This window comes from Parafrigoribacterium mesophilum, from assembly GCF_039652555.1.
Lineage (GTDB): Bacteria > Actinomycetota > Actinomycetes > Actinomycetales > Microbacteriaceae > Parafrigoribacterium > Parafrigoribacterium mesophilum.
This window is the reverse complement of record NZ_JBDJAF010000001.1, coordinates 1,453,241-1,472,456: the sequence shown is the minus strand read 5'-3', so window position 1 is coordinate 1,472,456 and position 19,216 is coordinate 1,453,241. Positions and strand designations below refer to the sequence as shown.

The 19,216-nt window shown below is 66.6% G+C and carries 20 protein-coding genes and 3 tRNA genes; 17 read left to right on the top strand and 6 right to left on the bottom strand.

What is annotated here, in order from left to right; all coding sequences use genetic code 11:
* Positions 1 to 5: 5 nt before the first annotated feature.
* Positions 6 to 1,709 carry a glycoside hydrolase family 13 protein gene (locus tag ABFX56_RS07005; RefSeq protein ID WP_346232536.1) on the bottom strand — a complete coding sequence of 568 codons (1,704 nt, stop codon included), beginning with the start codon at positions 1,707 to 1,709 and terminating at the stop codon, positions 6 to 8.
* A 120-nt stretch (positions 1,710 to 1,829) separates the two neighbouring features.
* Between ABFX56_RS07005 and ABFX56_RS07000 the strand changes: the two genes are divergently transcribed.
* The 5 genes from ABFX56_RS07000 (at position 1,830) to ABFX56_RS06980 (ending at position 4,144) form a co-directional block, all read left to right on the top strand.
* A tRNA-Thr gene (locus tag ABFX56_RS07000) sits at positions 1,830 to 1,901 on the top strand.
* Positions 1,902 to 1,936: 35 nt separating this feature from the next.
* Positions 1,937 to 2,013, top strand: a tRNA-Met gene (locus ABFX56_RS06995).
* Positions 2,014 to 2,173: 160 nt separating this feature from the next.
* Complete coding sequence (locus ABFX56_RS06990) at positions 2,174 to 3,391, top strand: TolB-like translocation protein (protein WP_346232535.1); 1,218 nt, start codon at positions 2,174 to 2,176, stop codon at positions 3,389 to 3,391.
* A 112-nt stretch (positions 3,392 to 3,503) separates the two neighbouring features.
* The gene (locus tag ABFX56_RS06985) at positions 3,504 to 3,875 is read left to right on the top strand and encodes a histidine kinase (RefSeq protein WP_346232534.1); all 372 of its coding nucleotides are present in this window, start codon (positions 3,504 to 3,506) and stop codon (positions 3,873 to 3,875) included.
* Positions 3,876 to 3,949: 74 nt separating this feature from the next.
* The gene (locus ABFX56_RS06980) at positions 3,950 to 4,144 is read left to right on the top strand and encodes a hypothetical protein (protein ID WP_346232533.1); all 195 of its coding nucleotides are present in this window, start codon (positions 3,950 to 3,952) and stop codon (positions 4,142 to 4,144) included.
* Positions 4,145 to 4,186: 42 nt separating this feature from the next.
* On the opposite strand, the gene ABFX56_RS06975 is transcribed toward ABFX56_RS06980, so the two are convergent.
* A complete protein-coding gene (locus ABFX56_RS06975; RefSeq protein ID WP_346232532.1) occupies positions 4,187 to 4,816 on the bottom strand; it encodes a C40 family peptidase in 630 nt (209 codons plus the stop codon).
* Between the two features lie 573 nt (positions 4,817 to 5,389).
* On the opposite strand from ABFX56_RS06975, the gene ABFX56_RS06970 reads away from it, so the two are divergent.
* From ABFX56_RS06970 to ABFX56_RS06960, 3 genes are read left to right on the top strand one after another with little or no spacing between them, the layout of a single operon-like run.
* A complete protein-coding gene (locus ABFX56_RS06970; protein ID WP_346232531.1) occupies positions 5,390 to 5,836 on the top strand; it encodes an FAS1-like dehydratase domain-containing protein in 447 nt (148 codons plus the stop codon).
* Entirely contained in the window at positions 5,833 to 6,240 is a 408-nt protein-coding gene (locus tag ABFX56_RS06965; protein WP_346232530.1) for a MaoC family dehydratase, read from the top strand. The genes ABFX56_RS06970 and ABFX56_RS06965 overlap by 4 nt, the downstream gene beginning before the upstream one ends.
* Positions 6,241 to 7,374, top strand: a complete 1,134-nt coding sequence (locus tag ABFX56_RS06960; RefSeq protein WP_346232529.1) for a UDP-N-acetylmuramate dehydrogenase — start codon at positions 6,241 to 6,243, stop codon at positions 7,372 to 7,374.
* A gap of 23 nt (positions 7,375 to 7,397) precedes the next feature.
* Here ABFX56_RS06960 and ABFX56_RS06955 read toward each other — a convergent pair whose 3' ends face one another.
* Positions 7,398 to 7,613 carry a hypothetical protein gene (locus tag ABFX56_RS06955; RefSeq protein ID WP_346232528.1) on the bottom strand — a complete coding sequence of 72 codons (216 nt, stop codon included), beginning with the start codon at positions 7,611 to 7,613 and terminating at the stop codon, positions 7,398 to 7,400.
* A 10-nt stretch (positions 7,614 to 7,623) separates the two neighbouring features.
* Positions 7,624 to 9,102 (bottom strand): PspC domain-containing protein, encoded by a 1,479-nt coding sequence (locus ABFX56_RS06950; protein ID WP_346232527.1) that lies wholly within the window; start codon positions 9,100 to 9,102, stop codon positions 7,624 to 7,626.
* Positions 9,103 to 9,211: 109 nt separating this feature from the next.
* Here ABFX56_RS06950 and ABFX56_RS06945 point away from each other — a divergent pair, with 109 nt between their 5' ends.
* Positions 9,212 to 10,393: an ATP-binding protein gene (locus ABFX56_RS06945; RefSeq protein WP_428834408.1), complete on the top strand. Its 1,182-nt coding sequence runs from the start codon at positions 9,212 to 9,214 to the stop codon at positions 10,391 to 10,393.
* A complete protein-coding gene (locus ABFX56_RS06940) occupies positions 10,390 to 11,037 on the top strand; it encodes a LuxR C-terminal-related transcriptional regulator (RefSeq protein WP_346232525.1) in 648 nt (215 codons plus the stop codon). Before ABFX56_RS06945 ends, ABFX56_RS06940 begins: the two co-directional genes overlap by 4 nt.
* A gap of 11 nt (positions 11,038 to 11,048) precedes the next feature.
* Here ABFX56_RS06940 and ABFX56_RS06935 read toward each other — a convergent pair whose 3' ends face one another.
* Complete coding sequence (locus tag ABFX56_RS06935; protein ID WP_346232524.1) at positions 11,049 to 12,251, bottom strand: pyridoxal phosphate-dependent aminotransferase; 1,203 nt, start codon at positions 12,249 to 12,251, stop codon at positions 11,049 to 11,051.
* A gap of 178 nt (positions 12,252 to 12,429) precedes the next feature.
* On the opposite strand from ABFX56_RS06935, the gene ABFX56_RS06930 reads away from it, so the two are divergent.
* The 6 genes from ABFX56_RS06930 (at position 12,430) to ABFX56_RS06905 (ending at position 15,742) form a co-directional block, all read left to right on the top strand.
* Positions 12,430 to 12,502 (top strand) — tRNA-Trp (locus ABFX56_RS06930).
* Positions 12,503 to 12,563: 61 nt separating this feature from the next.
* Positions 12,564 to 12,842 (top strand): preprotein translocase subunit SecE, encoded by a 279-nt coding sequence (gene secE, locus ABFX56_RS06925; protein ID WP_346232523.1) that lies wholly within the window; start codon positions 12,564 to 12,566, stop codon positions 12,840 to 12,842.
* Between the two features lie 85 nt (positions 12,843 to 12,927).
* Positions 12,928 to 13,845: a transcription termination/antitermination protein NusG gene (nusG, locus tag ABFX56_RS06920; protein ID WP_346232522.1), complete on the top strand. Its 918-nt coding sequence runs from the start codon at positions 12,928 to 12,930 to the stop codon at positions 13,843 to 13,845.
* A 138-nt stretch (positions 13,846 to 13,983) separates the two neighbouring features.
* Positions 13,984 to 14,415: a 50S ribosomal protein L11 gene (rplK, locus tag ABFX56_RS06915; protein WP_346232521.1), complete on the top strand. Its 432-nt coding sequence runs from the start codon at positions 13,984 to 13,986 to the stop codon at positions 14,413 to 14,415.
* Positions 14,416 to 14,494: 79 nt separating this feature from the next.
* Complete coding sequence (gene rplA, locus ABFX56_RS06910; RefSeq protein ID WP_346232520.1) at positions 14,495 to 15,184, top strand: 50S ribosomal protein L1; 690 nt, start codon at positions 14,495 to 14,497, stop codon at positions 15,182 to 15,184.
* A 9-nt stretch (positions 15,185 to 15,193) separates the two neighbouring features.
* Positions 15,194 to 15,742, top strand: coding sequence for a GNAT family N-acetyltransferase (locus tag ABFX56_RS06905; RefSeq protein ID WP_346232519.1), 549 nt, complete (start codon positions 15,194 to 15,196; stop codon positions 15,740 to 15,742).
* A 102-nt stretch (positions 15,743 to 15,844) separates the two neighbouring features.
* Here the strand turns inward: ABFX56_RS06905 and ABFX56_RS06900 are convergent, their stop codons facing one another.
* Positions 15,845 to 17,242 (bottom strand): AAA family ATPase, encoded by a 1,398-nt coding sequence (locus ABFX56_RS06900; RefSeq protein WP_346232518.1) that lies wholly within the window; start codon positions 17,240 to 17,242, stop codon positions 15,845 to 15,847.
* A 284-nt stretch (positions 17,243 to 17,526) separates the two neighbouring features.
* Here ABFX56_RS06900 and ABFX56_RS06895 point away from each other — a divergent pair, with 284 nt between their 5' ends.
* On the top strand, positions 17,527 to 19,188 hold the full coding sequence (locus ABFX56_RS06895; protein ID WP_346232517.1) for a LuxR C-terminal-related transcriptional regulator: 1,662 nt from the start codon (positions 17,527 to 17,529) through the stop codon (positions 19,186 to 19,188).
* Positions 19,189 to 19,216: the final 28 nt, after the last annotated feature.

The following is a 19,216-nucleotide window of genomic DNA, read 5'->3' as shown; positions in this document are numbered from 1 at the left end:
GGGCGTTACATCCGTAACCACACCGCGGTGTCGGGGGGCAGCACGGCCGCCGAGAGCTGTTCCGAGGCCAACAGCACCGTCGCATCAGGCGGCAAGTTCACCGCATCCGTCCCGGCGTTGAGGATCACGGTGACCGAGCCGTTGCGGAAGGTCACGATGTCACGTCCGTAGCCGGGTGACCATCGGAGCGATCCGGTGCCCAGAGCGAGCTCCGAGCGAAGCGCCAGGGCGCTGCGATAAAGCTGGAGCGTCGATTGAGGCACGTCATCCTGCGCGTCTCTGGCGAACTGCGCCCAGCCGTCCGGCTGCGGGAGCCAGCTATGGCCGGTTGCGTTGAACCCATACGCCGGACGCGCCTGCTCCCACGGAATAGGCACGCGGCATCCGTCCCTGCCGTAGCGGGTACCGCCACTGCGGAACCAGGTGGGGTCTCGTCGAGCCGAGTCCGGGAGGTCGACCACCTCGGGCAAGCCGAGTTCCTCGCCCTGATAGAGGTAGGCGCTGCCCGGCAGGGCCAACATGAGGCAGGTCGCGGCGCGAGCGCGCTTCAGTCCGAGTGCTGGAATCGGACGGGACGTTGAGCCGGGCCCCAGACCTTGCCCCTGTGGTACCGGTGCGGTGAGAGCCAGGCGGGTCGCGTGCCTGATGACGTCGTGGTTGGAGAGCACCCAGGTGCTCGGGGCGCCCACCGAGCCGAACGACTTGAGCGAATCCGTGATGACACGACGCAGTCGGCGCGCATCCCAGTCCGCCTCGAGGTATTCGAAATTGAACGCCTGGTGCATCTCACCTGGACGTACCCAGCGGGCCAGCTTGGCCAGTGGCTCGACCCACGCCTCGGCGACGAACACCGCGTTTCGGCCGTATTCGTCGATGATGCGACGCCAGTCGCGATAGATCTCATGTACGCCGTCCTGGCCCCAGTATGGCGGGTCCGGCGCGGCAGGACGGTCGGCGGCAGCCGGATTGAGCCCGGTGGATCCCATGCTGCCGCCGGATTCGGGCTTGGTGTAGTCCGGAAGGCCGGCCTTCTTGATCAGACCGTGCGCGACATCCACTCGGAAGCCGTCGACGCCGCGGTCGAGCCAGAACCTCAGGATGCCGCGGAACTGCTCGCGAACCCACGGGTTGTCCCAGTTGAGGTCGGGTTGGGAGGTGTCGAAGAGGTGGAGGTACCACTGTCCGCCCGAGCCGTCTGGGCGGGTCACACGGGTCCAGGCACCGCCGCCGAAGACGGATCCCCAATTGTTCGGCGGCAACTCGCCGTTGGGCCCCTTGCCGTCGCGGAAGAGGTATCGGGCACGCTGTTCGCTGCCCTCCTCGGAGGCCAAGGCTTCCTGAAACCACCGGTGCTGGTCCGAGGTGTGGTTGGGGACGAGGTCCACGATCAGGCGCAGGCCCAAGCCGTGCGCTGTCGCTTCCAGGGTCTGAAAGTCGTCCAGGGTTCCGAAGCGTGGGTCGACATCGCAGTATTCGGACACATCGTATCCGGCATCCTTCTGCGGCGACGGGAAGAACGGGGAGAGCCAAACGGCGTCGACACCGAGTTCGGCCAGTGCCGGCAGCCGCGAGGTGATGCCAGGCAGATCGCCCATCCCGTCGCCCGACGCGTCCGCGAACGAGCGCGGATACACCTGGTAGATGACTGCCGACCGCCACCATTCCTCCCCGGGGGCGGTGGTCGACTTCGATGTGCTGATAGCGCTCATGACGAAACCCTAGGCCTCCCGCGCCCACCGCGCTCATCGGCGCGACGCGGGGCGCATCCGGATGCTAGTCTCGTACGGTGCTTTCGTCAGCGCGCCGGTAGTCCGGCAGTCTGGCGGCGCGCCCCCTTAGCTCATTGGTAGAGCACTTCCTTGGTAAGGAAGAGGTAGTGGGTCCGATTCCCACAGGGGGCTCGGTCCTCCCTTCGGGCAACCGGAGCGGAAGACGCGGCGGGGTAGCTCAGGTGGTTAGAGCACACGGCTCATAATCGTGTTGTCGCGGGTTCAAGTCCCGCCCCCGCTACCACAAAGAGATCGACGTAGCCTCGAATGATTCGAGACCGCCGGAACTTCTTGCCGATCGTGGTTGAGTTTCGGCACTCCGAAGAGAATCAATACTCACCTCCGAGGGGTTGCATTCGGTAGGGTGGCAAGGACAGGCACCACGGAGCTCAAAGGAGAAGGCCGTGCCCGTTACCGCCTCCCGCCAACGCACGCGCCGGCGCAGCCTGATTCCTGCGATCACCGTCGCTGTGGTGCTCATCCTCGCTGTCGTCATACAGGCTGCGGTGGCGTCTCATGCCGAGCCGGGCGTCGCGACACCGGTATTTCCTCGAGAGGTCGCTGCTTATTCGTGGTGGACGGGGATGCTTTCTTCGTCGTCGGTTGACGCAGCGACCATGCTCTACCAGAACGGGGCGGGAGTCGAGTTCTACGACTACCCGCAGGCGGTTCTCCTGGGAGCCGACGGGGCTACCTACCGCCGGCTGGATGCGGCCGAGTCGCTCCGTATCTCAGCGGATCAGGGCGGTCCTGCGGCGAGCATCTTGTCTGCGGACGGCAGGTTCGTCGTGATCGGCAAGGCGGATGGGGGAGGTGGAGTCGAGGTCGCGACGGTGCGAGGTAACGAGCGACGGTCCATCTTCGTCGGCGACGGGCTCAGCGTCGTTCCGCTCAGCATCGCGGCCGACGGCAGGTCCGCGCTCATCCTCACCAGTCAGACCACCCTCAGCCCGCTGATCGGTCGGCACTCCAAGCTGCACGGAGCACTCTCGCTCCTGGATCTGGAGACGGGCGCCGTGCGCAACTACCCCGAGCTCACCGATGTGAGCGCGGCGGCGCTTTCACCCGACGGCACCTCGATCGTCGCCGAAACCGGCAGGGACCTTGTCCTACTGAACGCGGTCACAGGCAAAGCCGCAGACACCCCTTTGTCGTCGTCGGGTGCTGGGCATCTGGATGGCAACGCCTGGTCGCCCGACGGACGCCGCTTCGCACAGCTGGGTAGAAACTTCCTGCGCATCGTCGACGTCACGGCCGCAGAGCCTGTCGAGGACGTGGTGACTTTGCAGGGGGTTGCGTCAGGGTCGGCGATCGGATGGCGCGACGCCAGTACCGTGCTCGTGCACACCCGGGCCGAGAGTGGTGACAACTGCTCGGGATTCTCCTGGGTCGACGTGGACTCGGGGGCGCGTGAACCGTTCGCGTCCTACGTCCCGGGCTTTACGGGAGCCTCGCTCATCGCTCCCGACGTTGCGCGGAGCCTCGTGCCGCTGTGGCGGGTGGATGACCGGGAGGTCAACCGCGGCCCGTTGCCCTTGTCGCTCACGATTCCGCCTGTGTTGCTCGTCGTTCTGGTTGCTTGGATCGCCACTCCGCGGCGGCGGAGGCCACGGAGCGCCTGAAGCTCGGCCAGCGACCAGCTCCTCGGAATGCACTTGGCGATCAGACCTCATGATGCCGTCACAGTGAGTCGCCGAGCGCCTGGGTGCGTCGCTTGACTCGGCGGTCCGGCAGGTGCTGCTCGACGCGCTCTCGGCAGCAGCAGGAGAGATCACCCGCGAGCTCTCCCCGGGGTCGGTGGACGTGCGGCTGCGCGGCCGCGACCTCGAGTTCGTGGTGAGCGTGCCTGCCGAGGCCACCTACGCAGACCCGGAAGCGACGCGTGGCGGCGCCTTCTACGACGCGGACAGCGCGAGCACCACGCGAACCACGCTTCGACTTTCGGACGCGCTCAAAGGCCGGGTGGAGGACGCGGCCGCCGCTGACGGACTTTCCGTGAACTCCTGGCTGGTGCGAGCGATCGCATCTGCTCTGGAACCCAAGAACCGGCGCTCGAGCCAACGGGGACCTGGCTCCGGTGACCATTACGCAGGCTGGGTGCGATAGCTCACCCGGCCCCACTGACCAGCCCCGCCGCCGCGGGGCCACCCGTCCACGTCCTTCGAAAGGAAGGCCGCAGTATGCCCGAATACCAGACCAATGGTCCGATCAACCTCGCCATCGATGTCCCGGTTGGACGCATCGAGGTCCCCGCCAGCGAGCGCACCGATGTTCAGGTGCGCGTCGATCCCAGTAGCCCGAGCAGGAAGGCCGACGTTCGCGCGGCCGCAGACACCGTCGTGAAGGTGCTTTACGACCACAGGTCTGTGCGCTGATCCAACGGTTATGCCGAGAAGGCGCTATCCGCTCGGTAGCCGCTACAGGCGGATGAAGACCGGGTTCCCCCACAGGCCGCTGGCGTGCTCCACGAATCTTGGGTAGTCCGGCGAGTTGTACATACCGCCGGCGCCGTCATAGATGCCGATGTGCTGTCCCGGCCACCAGACCAGGTCGCCCGCCACGGCATCCGCCTTCGCGATGCGAACGCCAAGGGCTGCTTGACGGTCGGCGGTGCGCGGCAGGTGGATGCCGAAGCCGGCGAAGACGTACTGCGTGTAGCCGTCGCAGCTGAAGCTGGTGCTGGGGCTGTTGCCAGTGCCGTAGGGCACCACGCCGACGAACTGTGCGGCGTAGGCCAGCACGGCGGCGCCACTGTAGGGCTGGTTCGGCGGGTTGATCGTGGTGTACCGGCTCGCAGCCGCCTTCGTCACCGGGCGTGGTGCTGGACGAACGACGGGTGGTGGTGGCGGCGGCAACGTCACCGAGTAAGCGTCGCGAACCGGGACATCCGGCTCGGTGGTAGCCCAACTGACCAGGAGTTGCAAGGACTGCTGCTGGGGCGCGGCAACGGGTTCGGGCTCGGCTGCGGCGTACATGGGCAGGGCGACCGTGGCGACAATGCATCCGGTCGCGGCCATGGCCGCGAGCTTACCGATGCCCTTACTCATTCACCACCAGCCAGACCCCGTTTCTCCTTGGCTCGAACCGGCCCGTGCCGATCCGACCGACTCAGCAACTATACCCGGCGTGTCGTGAGCCACAACTAGACCAACCCTTCCACCCGCACCCCAGACCGGGGGATGTCGGTGGTCGAATGTACCATTTGACGCGGAAGCAAAAGAATCCACGAAACACTACATGTTGTGGAATGACACGGGTGTCATTCCTGTTATATAGTAAGACACCGCTTCAGATGCGGCAACGGTTCGTCAACCAGTGAGGAGGTCAGAATGGACAGCGACAACGACACTGTTGGCGGCTACACGGTTCCCGTCGACCCGATGGATTTCTTGCAATGCGACAGCTGCCAGTAGGCAGCACACAGATCACAACCACTTAGACCACAACGAAGCCCCGATCGCCAGTCATGGCGACCGGGGCTTCGTCATGTGCCGCGCCGCGGAAACTGCCCAGCGACGGTAATACTGCCCGCCGATGGTGATCCGGACGAAAGCAGCCGCCGCGGAGCGCACACTCGCCGCGAACGGTATCGCTCGGGGTGCGCTGAATAGAATGAACGAGTGCCAGTGAACCCCGCGCTGAAAGGCCGTGCCTTCCCGCCGACGCAGCCCTACCTCGTGGGACGGGAGAAAATCAGAGAATTCGCCCGCGCCGTCTTGGCCACCGGCGCCATCCATCACGATCCCGCCGCCGCCGCCGCACTGGGTTACCCCGATGTCGTGGCTCCTCCCACCTTTGCGGTAGTCATCCAGGAACGGACGCTGGAACAACTGCTGTCCTCGCCCGATTCCGGCATCGACTTCTCCCGCGTCGTGCACGGCGATCAGCGGTTCGAGTACAGCAGGCCCATCGTCGCCGGCGACGAACTGACCGCGACCTTGACCGTGTCCGGTGTGAAGTCGCTGGGGGCGCATTCGATGGTCACCGCCGAATCCGCCATCGTGGATGCGAGCGGCGCGCACGTCGTCACGGCGGTCTCCACCCTCGTGGTCAGGGGCGACGAATGAAGCCGGGAATCAACGTCGGGGATGTCGTGGCCGAAGAAACGTACTCGATCACCCGCGACAATCTCGTCAAGTACGCCGGCGCATCCGGCGACTTCAATCCCATCCACTACCGCGATGACATCGCCCAGAGCGTTGGACTGCCCGGAGTGCTCGCCCACGGCATGCTGACCATGGGCATCGCCATCCAGCCGGTTGTGGACTGGCTCGGCGATCCCGCCAAAATAGTGGACTACCAGGTGCGCTTCACCCGTCCGGTGCCCGTTAACGTCGCCGACGGTGCCACCGTCCTGGTCACCGCCACGGTCGGTGCGCTCAACGAGGACACCGCTCGCATCGACCTCAGCGTGGTCGCCGGCGGTGCCACGGTCTTGGGCAAGGCCCGTGTCACTGTCAGGCTTCACTGAGTGTCCGACAGCTTCGCGGATCTCACCAGCATCAGGGTGGGTGGGCCTGCGCCCCACCTGATCCGCGTATCCGATCCCACGCTTCTGATCGACGCGGCGCACGAGGCGTGGGCGGATGCCGCAGGCTGGCTGTTGCTGGGCGGTGGTTCGAACCTGGTCGTCGGCGACGACGGCTTCGACGGGACGGTCGTTCTGGTGGCCACTCGGGGGATCGAGCCGGTGTCGAGTCCACCGGTGGCCGGCCCGGGCGGCCGGAAGGTGCGGCTGCGAGTGCAGGCGGGCGAGCCGTGGGACGCGGTCGTCGCGTACGCGGTGGACCACGGCCTTGCCGGGATTGAGGCGCTGTCCGGCATCCCCGGATCCAGCGGTGCCGCTCCGATCCAGAACATCGGTGCGTATGGCCAGGAACTGGCTTCGCGTCTCATCGCGGTGGAATTCCTGGACCACGACACCGGCCGGCTGGAACACCTCCCGGCCGGCGACCTCGAGTTCGGGTATCGCACGTCGGCCTTCAAACGCGGCCGTCTGGGGCTGGTCGTGTCGATCGAGCTGGAGCTGGACCAGACGCCGGAGGCTCTCAGCGACCCCGTCGCGTACCCGCAACTGGCCGATGCCCTCGGGGTGGGGCTCGGCGATCGAGTGCCGATCGAGCGTTTGCGTGCTGCAGTGTTGGCGCTGCGAGCAGGCAAGGGGATGCTGCTCTCGCCGGACGATTCCGATTCGGTCAGCGCGGGATCGTTCTTCACCAATCCGATCGTGAGCGAGAATTTTGCCAGGTCGTTGCCGGCGGAGGCGCCTCGCTGGCGGTTGGGGGACGATCTGCCGCCGCAGGTCCTGCCGCTGGAAGTGGTCGAGTACTCCGGACTGCCTCGGGATGCCGCCCCGGTCGCATCCGCACCTCAGGTCAAGCTGAGCGCCGCCTGGCTGATCGAACATTCCGGCATCGGCCGCGGGTTCGCCCTGCCCGGGTCCCGTGCGGCGATTTCCTCCAAGCATACCCTGGCAATCGTCAACACCGGCGGGGCCACGGCGGCCGAGGTGGCCGAGCTGGCGCGTTACGTGCGGCAGCGCGTCGGCAATGACTTCGGCATCGAGCTGCATCCAGAACCCGTCCTGGTGGGCATCCAGCTGTAAGCAGTTCGCCGGGCAGGCTCCCGCTAGCGGCGGAACAGCGCGCCGGCCACGCCGCCGATCACCGCCAACGCGCCCAACCCGAGCACTGACCAGGTCGCCACCACGGCGGGGTTGAACCCGGCAAGGTCGAACTGGGTGCCGGCGAAGAAGAAAGCCGCGATAGCCACGAGGATGAACCCCCAGATGATGGTGCCCACTCGTACTGGTGATCCGCTGCCGTTGTTGTCGTCGATTGTCATGCGGGTGTCCTTACTTAGTTGCTTGGGAAATGGTGATGTCGCCGTTCAGCGCCCAGACCTGCACGAACACGTCCCGGTGCATCCGGGTGCCGGCGTTGCTCGGAGTGAAATCGACGTCGGCGCTCGCGAACGGACCGCGGCGGGTCCGTGAGGTGGAGGTGACCGATCCGTTCACGGAGTTGGCTCGCACCTGACTGAATTCCTCGGCCGGCAGGGTGACCTCGACATCGCCGTTGATGACCACGAGGCGCACCCGGCCGTTGTCGTGGCTGCCGTCCTCGCGGGCCGGCCCAGCGAAGTAGTCAGTGAGGTCGAGGGTGGCGCCGCCGTTGACAACGGTGCGCTGGTTCCAGTCCTCGCCCGAGTAGCTTGGCGACCAGTCCAGCGACCGGTTCTGGATGACCGGTCCGCTGACCCAGGTGAACAGCGAGCTGAACACGAGGGCGATGGTGACGAGAACCGCCACCCCGCCGGCGCCGCCGCTGCGCTTGCCGCGGATGCCATTGATGACAATCGCGAGTCCGAGCACGGCCAGGGTGACCGCCATGCCGGCGATCGCCGCGGTGAGGGTCCAGCTTCCGTCTGCAAGGGTCAGGGCGACGACCGCGCCGGCCATCAGCGCGACACCCACCGCAGTCAATGTGTAGAGCGGGTTGGACCTGGTACGGCGGCCCTGTTTTAGCCAGACCTGTCGGCGTTCCTCGTTCTGCTGTTGGCGGAGGCGGCGCTGTTCGTCCCCTCGTTGCTTGGCGAGCGCCCGCTCAGAGGCTGCCTGCTGGCTTTTCCACTCCTCGTGCGCGCGCTTCCACTCGGTCTGCCGGAGTTTCCATGACGCGAAGTCCGCTTCCGCGGCGCCGGCGTCGGGGGCCGGCGGCGGGGTCGGTGCCACCGGTGCTGGCACGGTATCGGTGGGCAGCGTCGCCGCCGTCGGTGGGGCGTCCGGTCCCGAGGATGGCCCACCGGATGCCTGCCAACTGCCTGTTTGGCCGGAGCGTCGGGATGCCCAGATCACAAACCAGACGATCGATCCGATCACGGCCAAGGTCCACAGAATCGGCCCGACCGCGCCTCCCCAGAAGCCGGGCCAGGACGCCGGGCCGATCCACAGTGCCGGGTTGGAGAACCACAGGCCGCTGATCGGGAGCAGCGCGAGCAGGACGAGCACTCCCGCGGCGATCACCGGAGGGGTGAATTCTCCATGGGTGAGCCGCTCGAGGTGGATCCGGTCCTCGGAGTCTGGCAGCAGCAGCCACGCCGCGGCGTACAACAGCAGGGCGGGGCCGCCGAACAAGGCTAGTACCACGACGATCCCGCGCACGATGACCACGTCAATGCCGAGCCGGGCGGCGACGCCGGTGCAGACGCCGCCGATCCAACCGGGGGAGCGCACGATGCCAAGGCCGCGCATCCAATCGAAGAAGCGGTTGGAGCCGGAGGGACCGGGAGGGTCCGTCGGGCCGGTGGAGGTGGTGTGGGGGTCAGATGCCATGCTTCGATCCTCCCGGCGGCGCTGCCGGCCCGCTATGGGGTATCACCCTGAGCGCACCCTGACTTTTGCTCTCGGCGGGTGCGGGACGCGTGGATTCTGTTTGGATGGGATGGTGAGCACCCCATCCGCGTTGTCGAGCAGACCGCCACTGGTGCGGCCCCGCCGTGCGCTGGTCGCCGGGGTGTGTGCCGGCCTCGCGGAGCACCTGCGTCAGCCCGTGCGCCGGGTGAGGCTGTTGATAGTGGTGTTGACGTTCTTCGGTGGTGCCGGTGCGCTGCTCTACCTGTGGCTGTGGGCGTTCACCCCCCTCGCGTCCTCCGAGACGGACGTCGAACCTGGTCACCGGCTCGCCGTCGCACCGATCCTGCTCGCCGGTGGCGCGATCGTGGCCGTGGTGGCGGTGACTCAGGCGAACAGCGGGCGCCTGCCGTATGCGGCCATCGTCGTGGCCACCATGCTCACCGGCGCTGCGGTCGCCTGGAGTCTTGCCTTCGATCGGCCCGACCCGCTGCGCAGCGCCCGCTACGGCGTGCTTGTGCGAACGTTCGGCGCCGGCGTGCTGATCGTCACCGGAATGCTGCTGCTGCTCTCCCAGGGCGCCCGCCCGGATGCCCTTACCGCGGTCTTCGCGGTGGTGGTCATCGTGATCGGGGCCGGCGTGATTGCCGCCCCCGGCGTGGTGCGGCTGTGGAGCGACCTGATGACCGAGCGGTCCGCGCGCATCCGCCAAGAACAGCGTGCCGAGATCGCCGCCCACCTGCACGACTCGGTGCTGCAAACCCTTGCGCTGATCCAGAACCGAGCCGGGCCCTCCTCCGAGGTGGCCAGGCTCGCCAGGGCGCAGGAGCGTGAGCTGCGGGACTGGCTCTTCGCCGGCACCGCGGCCTCCGGCGCCGACCTGGCCACGCAGCTTCGCGAAGTGGCCGCCGCCATCGAACTCGACTATCCCGTGCGGATGGACGTCGTGGCCGCCGGGGACACCGCCGGCCCGTCGAATTCGACACTGGTCGCCGCCGCCCGCGAAGCCATGCTCAACGCGGCGCGGCACGCCGGGGGCGATGTTTCCGTCTACGTCGAGAGCTCCGGTGACGCGGTCGACGTCTTCGTCCGCGACCGAGGTGCCGGAGTCGACCTGGACGCGCTGCCAGCCGACCGGCTCGGCATCCGCGAGTCCATCATCGGCCGGATGTCCCGGGCCGGCGGCTCCGGCACGGTCGCGCCCGGTGCGGGCGGTGTCGGCACCGAGGTACACCTGCACCTCGACATTCCCCAGGATCGAGGTTCCGCATGACCAGCGTGCTCATTGTCGACGACCACTCGATCTTCCGGTCGGGATTGCGGGCAGACCTGGACGCATCCATCGACGTACTGGGCGAGGCCGCGGATGTCGACGACGCGGTGGCGCAGATCGCCACACTGATGCCGGAGGTCGTGCTCTTAGATGTGCACCTACCCGGCGGCGCGGGCGGGGGCGGGGCGGAGGTGATCCGGCGCAGCGCTGCGCTGCTGGCGTCGACCCGATTCCTGGCGCTGAGCGTTTCCGACTCGGCCGAAGATGTTGTCGGGGTGATCCGGGCCGGCGCCCGCGGCTACATCACCAAGGTGAGTTCCGGCGCCCAGGTGAGCAGCGCGGTGGCCAAGGTGGCCGGCGGTGACGCGGTGTTCTCGCCGCGGCTGGCCGGGTTCGTGCTGGATGCGTTCGGTGCCGTCGCCGGAGAGCAGGCCGCCACCGAGGACGAGTTGGATCGCCTCTCCGCACGGGAACGCGAGGTGATGCGCCTCATCGCGCGCGGCTACGCGTACAAAGAGGTGGCTGCCGACCTGTTCATCTCGGTGAAGACCGTGGAGAGCCACGTGTCGGCCGTGTTGCGCAAGCTGCAGCTCTCGTCCCGGCACGAACTGACCGCCTGGGCGCTGGAGCGCAAACTCCTTTGACCTGATCGGGGTCAGGCGAAGAGGCGCTGGAGGCGCTGGATGCCTTCCAGCAGCGGCTCGTCGGCCAGCGCGTAACTGAGCCGGATGAAACCGCTCGGGCCGAAGGCCTCGCCGGGTACCGCGGCGACTTCCGCCTGGTCGAGCATCAGGTCAGCCAACTCCAGCGAGGTCGTCGGCGTCACACCGCCCCAACTGCGGTTCAGCAGTGCCGAGACATCCGGATACACGTAAAACGCGCCCTGCGGCGTCGGGGTGAGCATGCCGGGGATCTTGTTCAGTTCCGCCACGATCACGTTGCGCCGAGTCTCGAAGGCCTGCCGCATGCTCTCGATCGTGTCCTGGGGACCGTTCAGTGCGGCGATGGCGGCGCGTTGCGAGATGTTGGACACGTTCGAGGTCAGGTGCGATTGCAGGTTGCTGGCGGCTTTGATCGCATCCGAGGGCCCGACCATCCAGCCCAGCCGCCATCCGGTCATCGCGTAGGACTTCGCAACCCCGTTGACCAGAATCGTGCGGTCGGCCAACTCGGGGACCGCCTCAACGATGGAGACCGCCTTCACGCCGTCATAAACCAGGTTCTGGTAGATCTCGTCCGAGATCACCCAGAGACCGTGCTCCTGAGCCCACTGCCCGATCGCCGCGGTCTGCTCGGGCGAATATACCGCGCCGGTTGGATTGGACGGTGAGACGAAAAGCAGCACCTTGGTGCGCGGGGTGCGCGCGGCCTCCAACTGCTCGACGGTGACGAGGTAACCCTGATCGGCGCCGGCAAACACGGTGACCGGCACGCCGCCGGCGAGCTTGATCACCTCGGGATAGGTCGTCCAATACGGAGTCGGGATCAGCACCTCGTCGCCGGGGTCGAGCAGGGTGGCGAACGACTGGAACACGGCATGCTTGCCGCCGTTCGTGACGATCACCTGGGACGGTGAGACCGCCAGGCCGCTGTCCCGCAAGGTCTTGGCGGCGACCGCCTCCCGCAACTCGGGAAGACCAGCGGCGGGGGTGTACTTGTGGTTCTTGGGGTCCAGCACCGCGGCTGAGGCGGCGGCGACGATGTGGTCGGGTGTGGCGAAGTTCGGTTCGCCGGCCGCATAGCTGATGATCGGCCTGCCCTCGGCCTTCAGCGCCTTGGCCTTCGCATCCACCTTCAGAGTCGCCGATTCGGCGATGGCGGCGATCCTGCGGGACACACGAGAAAGAGGTATGGTCACGCCCAACAGCTTAAAGCACTCGGCGTTCGTGCCTGGGGGCCGTCTGCCAGCTTTGCGCCCTCCAGCGGCGTGACCTAGACTGTTCCGAGGTAGTTGAAATCTGCCATGCTTTTCTATGCCCATTTTCGAAGAAATGCTGAAAATATCGCATGACAAAGCAGCGCGTGTTCTTCTGTCTAGGGTGGTGGCTCAATTGGTAGAGCAGCGGTCTCCAAAACCGCAGGTTGCAGGTTCGAGTCCTGTCCGCCCTGCTGCGAGAGGTGCCGTCGGGTGCCGATCGGCACGGGTTGATGAAACCGGAAGGTTGTGAGCGTGGCGGGAAAAGCAGTCGACGAGCCGAGTGAGGATATCGTCGCGAGCGCCAAATTGGACAGCGCCACCCGGCGCGGCCCGATCGGTCGCATAATCCTGTTCCTCCGGCAGGTGATGCAGGAGATGCGGAAGGTCATCACGCCGACTCGCAAGGAGTTGTTCAGTTACACGGGCGTCGTGTTGGTCTTCGTGGCCATCATGATGGGTCTGGTTGCCGGGTTCGACCTGGTATTCGGAACTGCCGTGGGGTACATCTGGGGCAACGGGCCGACGAAGTAGCCCAGATGGTCGAATGAACGTCGCGGCCACACAAACTTCTCCGGCGCAGCGCGCCGGAGGGCAACACGGAAATGGAAGAGATTTAGTGTCTGACACAGAACGCGCCTCATTGGACCTCGCGACGGCAGCGGAGCAGTCCTCCGAGGAAGACGAGGCGCAAGAGGGCAACGTACTCGCCGCCGAAGAGGAATCGGTCGAAGCGGCCGAGAGCGATGCCATGCACGTCGAGGGCGCCGCCGAGGAGGAGAACCTCGAGGCACTGGACGCGGTAGCCCAGGCACACGATCCAGAAGCGGATGCCGTCGTGGACGACGCGCTGGACATCGATTCCGTCGACGAGGCCCAGGCTGCCGCTGAGGCAGTCGAAGACGAGGCGGAGCCGGAAGAAGTGGACCCGTACGCTGAGTTCCGCGCCGAACTCAAGGCGAAGCCGGGCAAGTGGTACGTCATCCACTCCTACGCGGGATTTGAGAAGCGAGTCAAGCAGAACATCGAGAACCGCCGCATCAGCATGGCCATGGAAGATTACGTCTACCAGGTCGAGGTGCCGATGGAAGATGTCGTCGAGATCAAGAACGGGCAGCGCAAACTGGTCAACCGCGTGCGCATCCCCGGCTATGTGCTGGTGCGCATGGAACTCAACGAAGACAGTTGGTCCGTCGTGCGGCACACCCCAGGTGTCACCGGATTTGTTGGCAACTCGCACAACCCGACCCCGCTGCGGTTCGAAGAGGCCTTCTCGATGCTCAAGAGCCTCGTGCAGATCGTGGAGGCTCCGGCGAAGGCCGGCGCGCGCGGCGGCAAGGCGGTCGGCCGGTCCATCCCGCAAGAAGTCGACTTCGAGATCGGCGAAACCATTACCATCAAGGAGGGCTCGTTCGCTGGGCTCCCCGGTTCGATCAGCGAAATCAAGCCGGAGAGCGGCAAGCTCATCGTGCTGGTGTCCCTGTTCGAACGCGAGACCCCGGTCGAGCTCAGCTTCGACCAGGTCACCAAGTTGTAGCGAAGCTGCAAGGTCGAGTAGCCGCGCAGCGGCGTATCGAGACCCACACTAAAACCACCGCGGTCCGGATTGGCCGAACCGACGGGAGAGCATGGCCGGAGGCATCCGGCCCGCTCGATCACTGAAAGAGGGAAAACAATGGCACCGAAGAAAAAGGTCACGGGCCTCATCAAGCTTCAGATCCAGGCGGGCGCCGCCAACCCAGCACCGCCCATCGGGCCGGCGCTCGGACAGCACGGCGTCAACATCATGGAGTTCTGCAAGGCGTACAACGCCGCCACCGAATCGCAGCGCGGAAACGTCATCCCGGTGGAGATCACCGTTTACGAGGACCGCTCCTTCACGTTCATCCTCAAGACACCGCCGGCCGCCGAACTGATCAAAAAGGCCGCGGGTGTTGCCAAGGGCAGCGGCACGCCGCACACCACCAAGGTCGGCAAGCTCTCCAGGGAGCAGCTACGCCAGATCGCAGAGACCAAGATGACCGACCTCAACGCGAACGACGTCGAAGCCGCCGAGAAGATCATCGCCGGCACCGCCCGCAGCATGGGCGTCACCGTCGACGCGTAGTCGTTCCACCTCAGCACCACACCAGCGGGAGAGCCAGCCAGGCTCACACCTACCGCGCACTCGATACAGGAGATACAACATGGCAAAGAAGTCCAAGGCCTACCGGGCCGCCGCAGACAAGATCGAAGAGGGCAAGTACTACACGCCCAGCGAGGCCGTCGCGGTCGCTCGTGAGACCGGTTCCAGCAAGTTCGACTCGACCGTCGAGGTGGCGCTGACCCTCGGCGTCGATCCCCGCAAGGCCGACCAGATGGTCCGCGGCACCGTGGTGCTGCCCCACGGCACCGGCAAGACCGCCCGCGTCGTCGTCTTCGCCACCGGAGCCGCCGCCGAAGCAGCCATCGCGGCCGGCGCCGACGAGGTCGGCGGTGACGACCTCATCGAGAAGGTTGCCGGCGGATACACCGCGTTCGACTCCGCGGTATCCACCCCGGAACTGATGGGCAAGGTCGGACGCCTGGGCAAGATCCTCGGCCCGCGTGGGCTGATGCCGAACCCGAAGACCGGAACCGTCACCCAGGACACCGCGAAGGCGGTGTCCGACATCAAGGGCGGCAAGATTGAATTCCGCGTCGACAAGCACGCCAACGTGCACTTCGTCACCGGCAAGGTCTCGTTCTCGGCCGAGCAGCTGAGCCAGAACATCACCGCGGCACTGGACGAGATCGCCCGGCTCAAGCCGAGTTCGTCCAAGGGTCGGTACATCCTCAAGGGCACCGTCTCAACGACGTTCGGCCCCGGCATCCCGCTGGACGTTAACGTTCTGTAGGCTCCCCAGGTGACTGTGGCAATTCGCAACGCGGCGTCTTCGGACGCCGCGTTGCTGCATTCCCTGGCAGCGGCGACATTCGCCATGGCGTGTCCCCCGGGAACCCTTCAGTCCGGCATCGACGACTTCGTCACCCACCAGTTGTCCGAGGCTGCCTTCGCCCACTACGCGGCAGCCTCCGACCGTGTGATTCTCATCGCCGAGGCCGACGGTGTGGCCGCCGGATACACCATGCTCATCCTCCCCGACCCGATCGGCAGCGCGCCGACCGATCCGGATGTCGCATCCGTGGTCCACACGCGGCCCACGGCCGAGTTGAGCAAGGTGTACGTGCTGGCGGGCCACCACGGCAGCGGGGTGGGCGCCGCGCTGATGGCGGCATCCGTCGACACGGTCCACTCACGCGGGTTTGCCAGTGTGTGGCTCGGCGTGAACAAGCAGAACGCGCGGGCGAACCGGTTCTACGAAAAGAACGGCTTCGCCATCGTCGGCAGCAAGAAGTTCCTGCTCGGCGGCAAATGGGAGGACGACTTCGTGCGGGAGCGACTCCTGCCCTAACCCGTTTCACGGAGTTTCTGTACTGGGGGGCCGTTTTACCCGATGGGCTGGCTCGCGTAGGTCAGTTTTTCCTTGAGACGGGTTTGCTCGAGGCTGGTTGGGTCAGGACTGAGGCGCCGGATGCCGCCGGTCGTGCCCGCCGAGCAGACTCCGGGTGAGGTGCTCCCGCGCGGACAACAGCGCATCCAAGGCCGCGGTGAGGTCGGCATCCGCCGCTGGGCGTTCCTCCTGCGCTGCCAACAGCACCGTGCGCCGCATCAGCTCCTTGGCGAATGAGCCGGTCATGCCCTCGGAGCGGTCAGCGGCATCCGCCACAGCGGCGGCCGACAGCGGGAGCTCCCGCGCGTACAGCGCGAACAAGCGCCTCCGGCAGTCCGCATCCGGCAGCGGTATTTCCATCGCCAGATCAACGCGGCCGGGCCGCTGCGCCAGGGCCTGCTCCAGCACGTCGACCCGGTTCGTGGTCAGGATGAAGGCGACGTCGGCGTCCGTGTCGAGCCCGTCGAGGGCGTCGAGCACGGCGAACAGCAGCGGCTGCGGGCCGCCGAACATTCCGCGTTCGGCGGCGACGAGATCGACGTCCTCCAGCACGACGATCGCCGGCTGCATGGCACGCGCCAGTTCCGCCGCTTCGGTGATGAAGCGGATGCTCGTGCCGGTGAGCAGCACGGCGGTAGTCCCTGGCGTGCGGCTGAGCAGGTGACGCACGGTGAGCGTCTTGCCGGTACCGGGCGGCCCGTACAGCAACACACCGCGCTTGAGGTGCTGACCCACTGCGCGCAGGGCGTTCCGGTGCTCGCCGATTCCCACTACGTGGCCCGCCACATCTTCCAACACACCCGCCGGAAGGATGATGTCGCTGGCCTGAACATCCGGTCGGGGTAGAAAAGTGGCCCCCGCCGCGCCCGGGCTGTACTCGTTGCCGGTGAAGGAGAGCACCTGTCCCCGCAGCACACTGCGCTCCAGCATGAGCCGCCGCACCCGCGCCAGAAACAACGCCGATGTGGCCGGATCAGCGGTGAGGACTTCGAGCTTTGCGGCGGGACGGCCGTGCTCGGGTCTGGAGCCACGCTGCAATACGGCGAGCGGATGCCCGTCCACCTGGAGTAGACGTAAGCCGAACGCAACGACCTGCCGCGAGGTATCCGGCCCGGTCGCGCGTTCCACGTAATCCACAGGTCCCGGCGCGAAACGCATGAAGGGATTGCTCAGAAGTTCCGGGAACGCGGACTGTTCCCGCTGCTGTCCACCGGAAACCCCGACCAGTTGGGAATGGGGTGACTGGGATGCCAGCGCCTCGAGCGCCAGATCGACATCTACCAGCCGATGCGGCGGCAAATCCTCGGTGACCAGCGGGAGGGCAGTCACATCCGTGCCCAGAAACGACTGCACGACCTCCCCAAGCGGAGTAAGCATCTCCGGCCGTGGTCTCGGCACGTTGATCAGCTCGTCGATGAACCGGCGGAAGGTCTCCACAAACGCGGTCTGCTGCTCGTCCATGAGTGCTCCTCGATGATGCGGTCGTGCCGCTCAGGCTAGCCGATCACGCCGACCCGTCTCACGGAGATTCTGCTTCCGAGAGCCTGACATCTCGATGGGACGGTGCCGGCCGGTCGGTTTCTCCTTGAAACGGGGTCAACCGATCGACTTGAAGCGGGGTCAACGGTTGAGGTGCCGGCCGGTTGTCGGGCAGGCTTGCGCGCGGCCTCGGGCGGCAGTACCGTAACGCGTACAAGACGGGCGCCCACGGCACCGTCCGGGTGCTGGACGCTCGCCGGAGGGTCATGAGCGCGCCTGCTGCCATCGAATCTGCGCACTCCGCCTACGCGGAGCATCGCTGGCAGGATGCCCTCGACGGCTTCGCCGCTGCGGATGCGACGGGTGCACTTTCGGCGGCTGACCTGGAGTGGTGGTCCACGGCGGCACTCCTCCTCGGCAGGAAAGCCGACGGTCTCGACGCCCTCACCCGGGCACACGAGGAGTTCCTCGCGGCACACGATCTTGCTGGGGCCGCGCGGTGCGCCGGGTGGATGGGTATTCATCTGATGGGTATCGGAGACCGATCGCGGAGCGCCGGCTGGTTCGCCCGGGCCGAGCGACTCACCCAGCAGGTAGCGGAACCCAGCTCCGTAGACGGGTTGGTGCTCATCCCGGCGGCGCTTGATGCGTTGTTTCAGGGGAATGCCACGGCGGCGGAGCAACTATTCGACCGGGTCGCCGAGATCGGACACCGCTTGACCGACGCCGACGTGATCGCTCTCGCCGAACTGGGGCAGGGGCAGGCGCGGATCATGCTGGGACGCACCATTGAGGGGTTGCGACTGTTCGACGAGGCAATGGTCGCAGTCACCACCGGGGAGGTTTCGCCGATTCCGTCCGGCATCGTCTACTGCGCGGTGATCGGGTACTGCCATCTGGCGTTCGATCTGCGTCGGGCCCAGGAGTGGACGAGCGCTCTGGATCATTGGTGCGGCGCGCAGCCCGGCATGGTCGCGTTCAGCGGCCAGTGCTACGCCCATCGAGCTGAGCTGTTCCGCCTGCACGGTGCCTGGTCCGAAGCGCTCGCCGCGGCCGGGGTTGCCGAGGAGCGGCTTCGACGCGGGGATCATGACGCCGCTTGGGGCGCCTACTACCAGCGCGGCGAGGTGCAGCGCCTACGCGGCGAGTTTGCGGCCGCGGAAGAAAGCTTTGCGCTGGCCAGCGACTCCGGATTCGAGCCCCAGCCCGGCCTGGCGCTCCTACGCCTCGCACAGGGCAAGGCACAACAGGCCAAGACCAGCATTCGCCGGAGCCTTCGTGCGGCAGATCCTGCGACCCGTCGGCACCTCCTCCCGGCTGCCGTCGAGATCGACCTGGCCTGTGGCGACGTCGAGGCGGCGCGCCGGAACGTGGATGCGCTGGTGGCGATGAGCGAGGCCAGCCCGATGCCGATGTTGGACGCGGTCTGCGCCTACGCCGAGGGCGCCGTGCTGCTCGGTGAGGAAAATCCGGAGGCAGCGTCGGGGCGGTTGCGCCTGGCGTGCCGGGTGTGGCGAGAACTGGACGCGCCGTACGAGGTGGCACGCTGCCGTGTCCTCATCGCCCGTGCGCACCGGGACGAAGGGGATGAGGACTCTGCCGCCGCGGAAATCGATGCGGCCCGGGCCGTCTTCTTCGAGCTCGGCGCCCGCGCCGCGCTCGCCGAGTTGGATCGGATGTCCCGCCCGACCGCGACTCCGCTTACGCCGCGGGAGACCGACGTGCTGCGCCTGATCGCGGCCGGATCGACCAATCGGGTCATCGCCAGGGAACTGTTCCTCAGCGAGAAGACGGTCGCTCGGCACATCAGCAACATTTTCGTCAAGCTGAGCGTTTCCTCGCGGGCGGCGGCCACGGCGTACGCATACCAGAACGGACTCGTCGGCGGCCCGGCACTGGGTAGAAATACCCATACCGATGCCGGGTGAAGATGGGGCGTATGCCCCACGCGGCGAA

Coding starts and splice junctions, on each gene's coding strand:
- ABFX56_RS07005 (WP_346232536.1), bottom strand. CDS start 1,709: ATGAGCGCTATCAGCACATCGAAGTCGACCACCGCCCCCGGGGAGGAA.
- ABFX56_RS06980 (WP_346232533.1), top strand. CDS start 3,950: ATGCCCGAATACCAGACCAATGGTCCGATCAACCTCGCCATCGATGTC.
- ABFX56_RS06975 (WP_346232532.1), bottom strand. CDS start 4,816: ATGAGTAAGGGCATCGGTAAGCTCGCGGCCATGGCCGCGACCGGATGC.
- ABFX56_RS06965 (WP_346232530.1), top strand. CDS start 5,833: ATGAAGCCGGGAATCAACGTCGGGGATGTCGTGGCCGAAGAAACGTAC.
- ABFX56_RS06955 (WP_346232528.1), bottom strand. CDS start 7,613: ATGACAATCGACGACAACAACGGCAGCGGATCACCAGTACGAGTGGGC.
- ABFX56_RS06950 (WP_346232527.1), bottom strand. CDS start 9,102: ATGGCATCTGACCCCCACACCACCTCCACCGGCCCGACGGACCCTCCC.
- ABFX56_RS06945 (WP_428834408.1), top strand. CDS start 9,212: ATGGTGAGCACCCCATCCGCGTTGTCGAGCAGACCGCCACTGGTGCGG.
- ABFX56_RS06940 (WP_346232525.1), top strand. CDS start 10,390: ATGACCAGCGTGCTCATTGTCGACGACCACTCGATCTTCCGGTCGGGA.
- rplK (WP_346232521.1), top strand. CDS start 13,984: ATGGCACCGAAGAAAAAGGTCACGGGCCTCATCAAGCTTCAGATCCAG.
- rplA (WP_346232520.1), top strand. CDS start 14,495: ATGGCAAAGAAGTCCAAGGCCTACCGGGCCGCCGCAGACAAGATCGAA.
- ABFX56_RS06900 (WP_346232518.1), bottom strand. CDS start 17,242: ATGGACGAGCAGCAGACCGCGTTTGTGGAGACCTTCCGCCGGTTCATC.
- ABFX56_RS06895 (WP_346232517.1), top strand. CDS start 17,527: ATGAGCGCGCCTGCTGCCATCGAATCTGCGCACTCCGCCTACGCGGAG.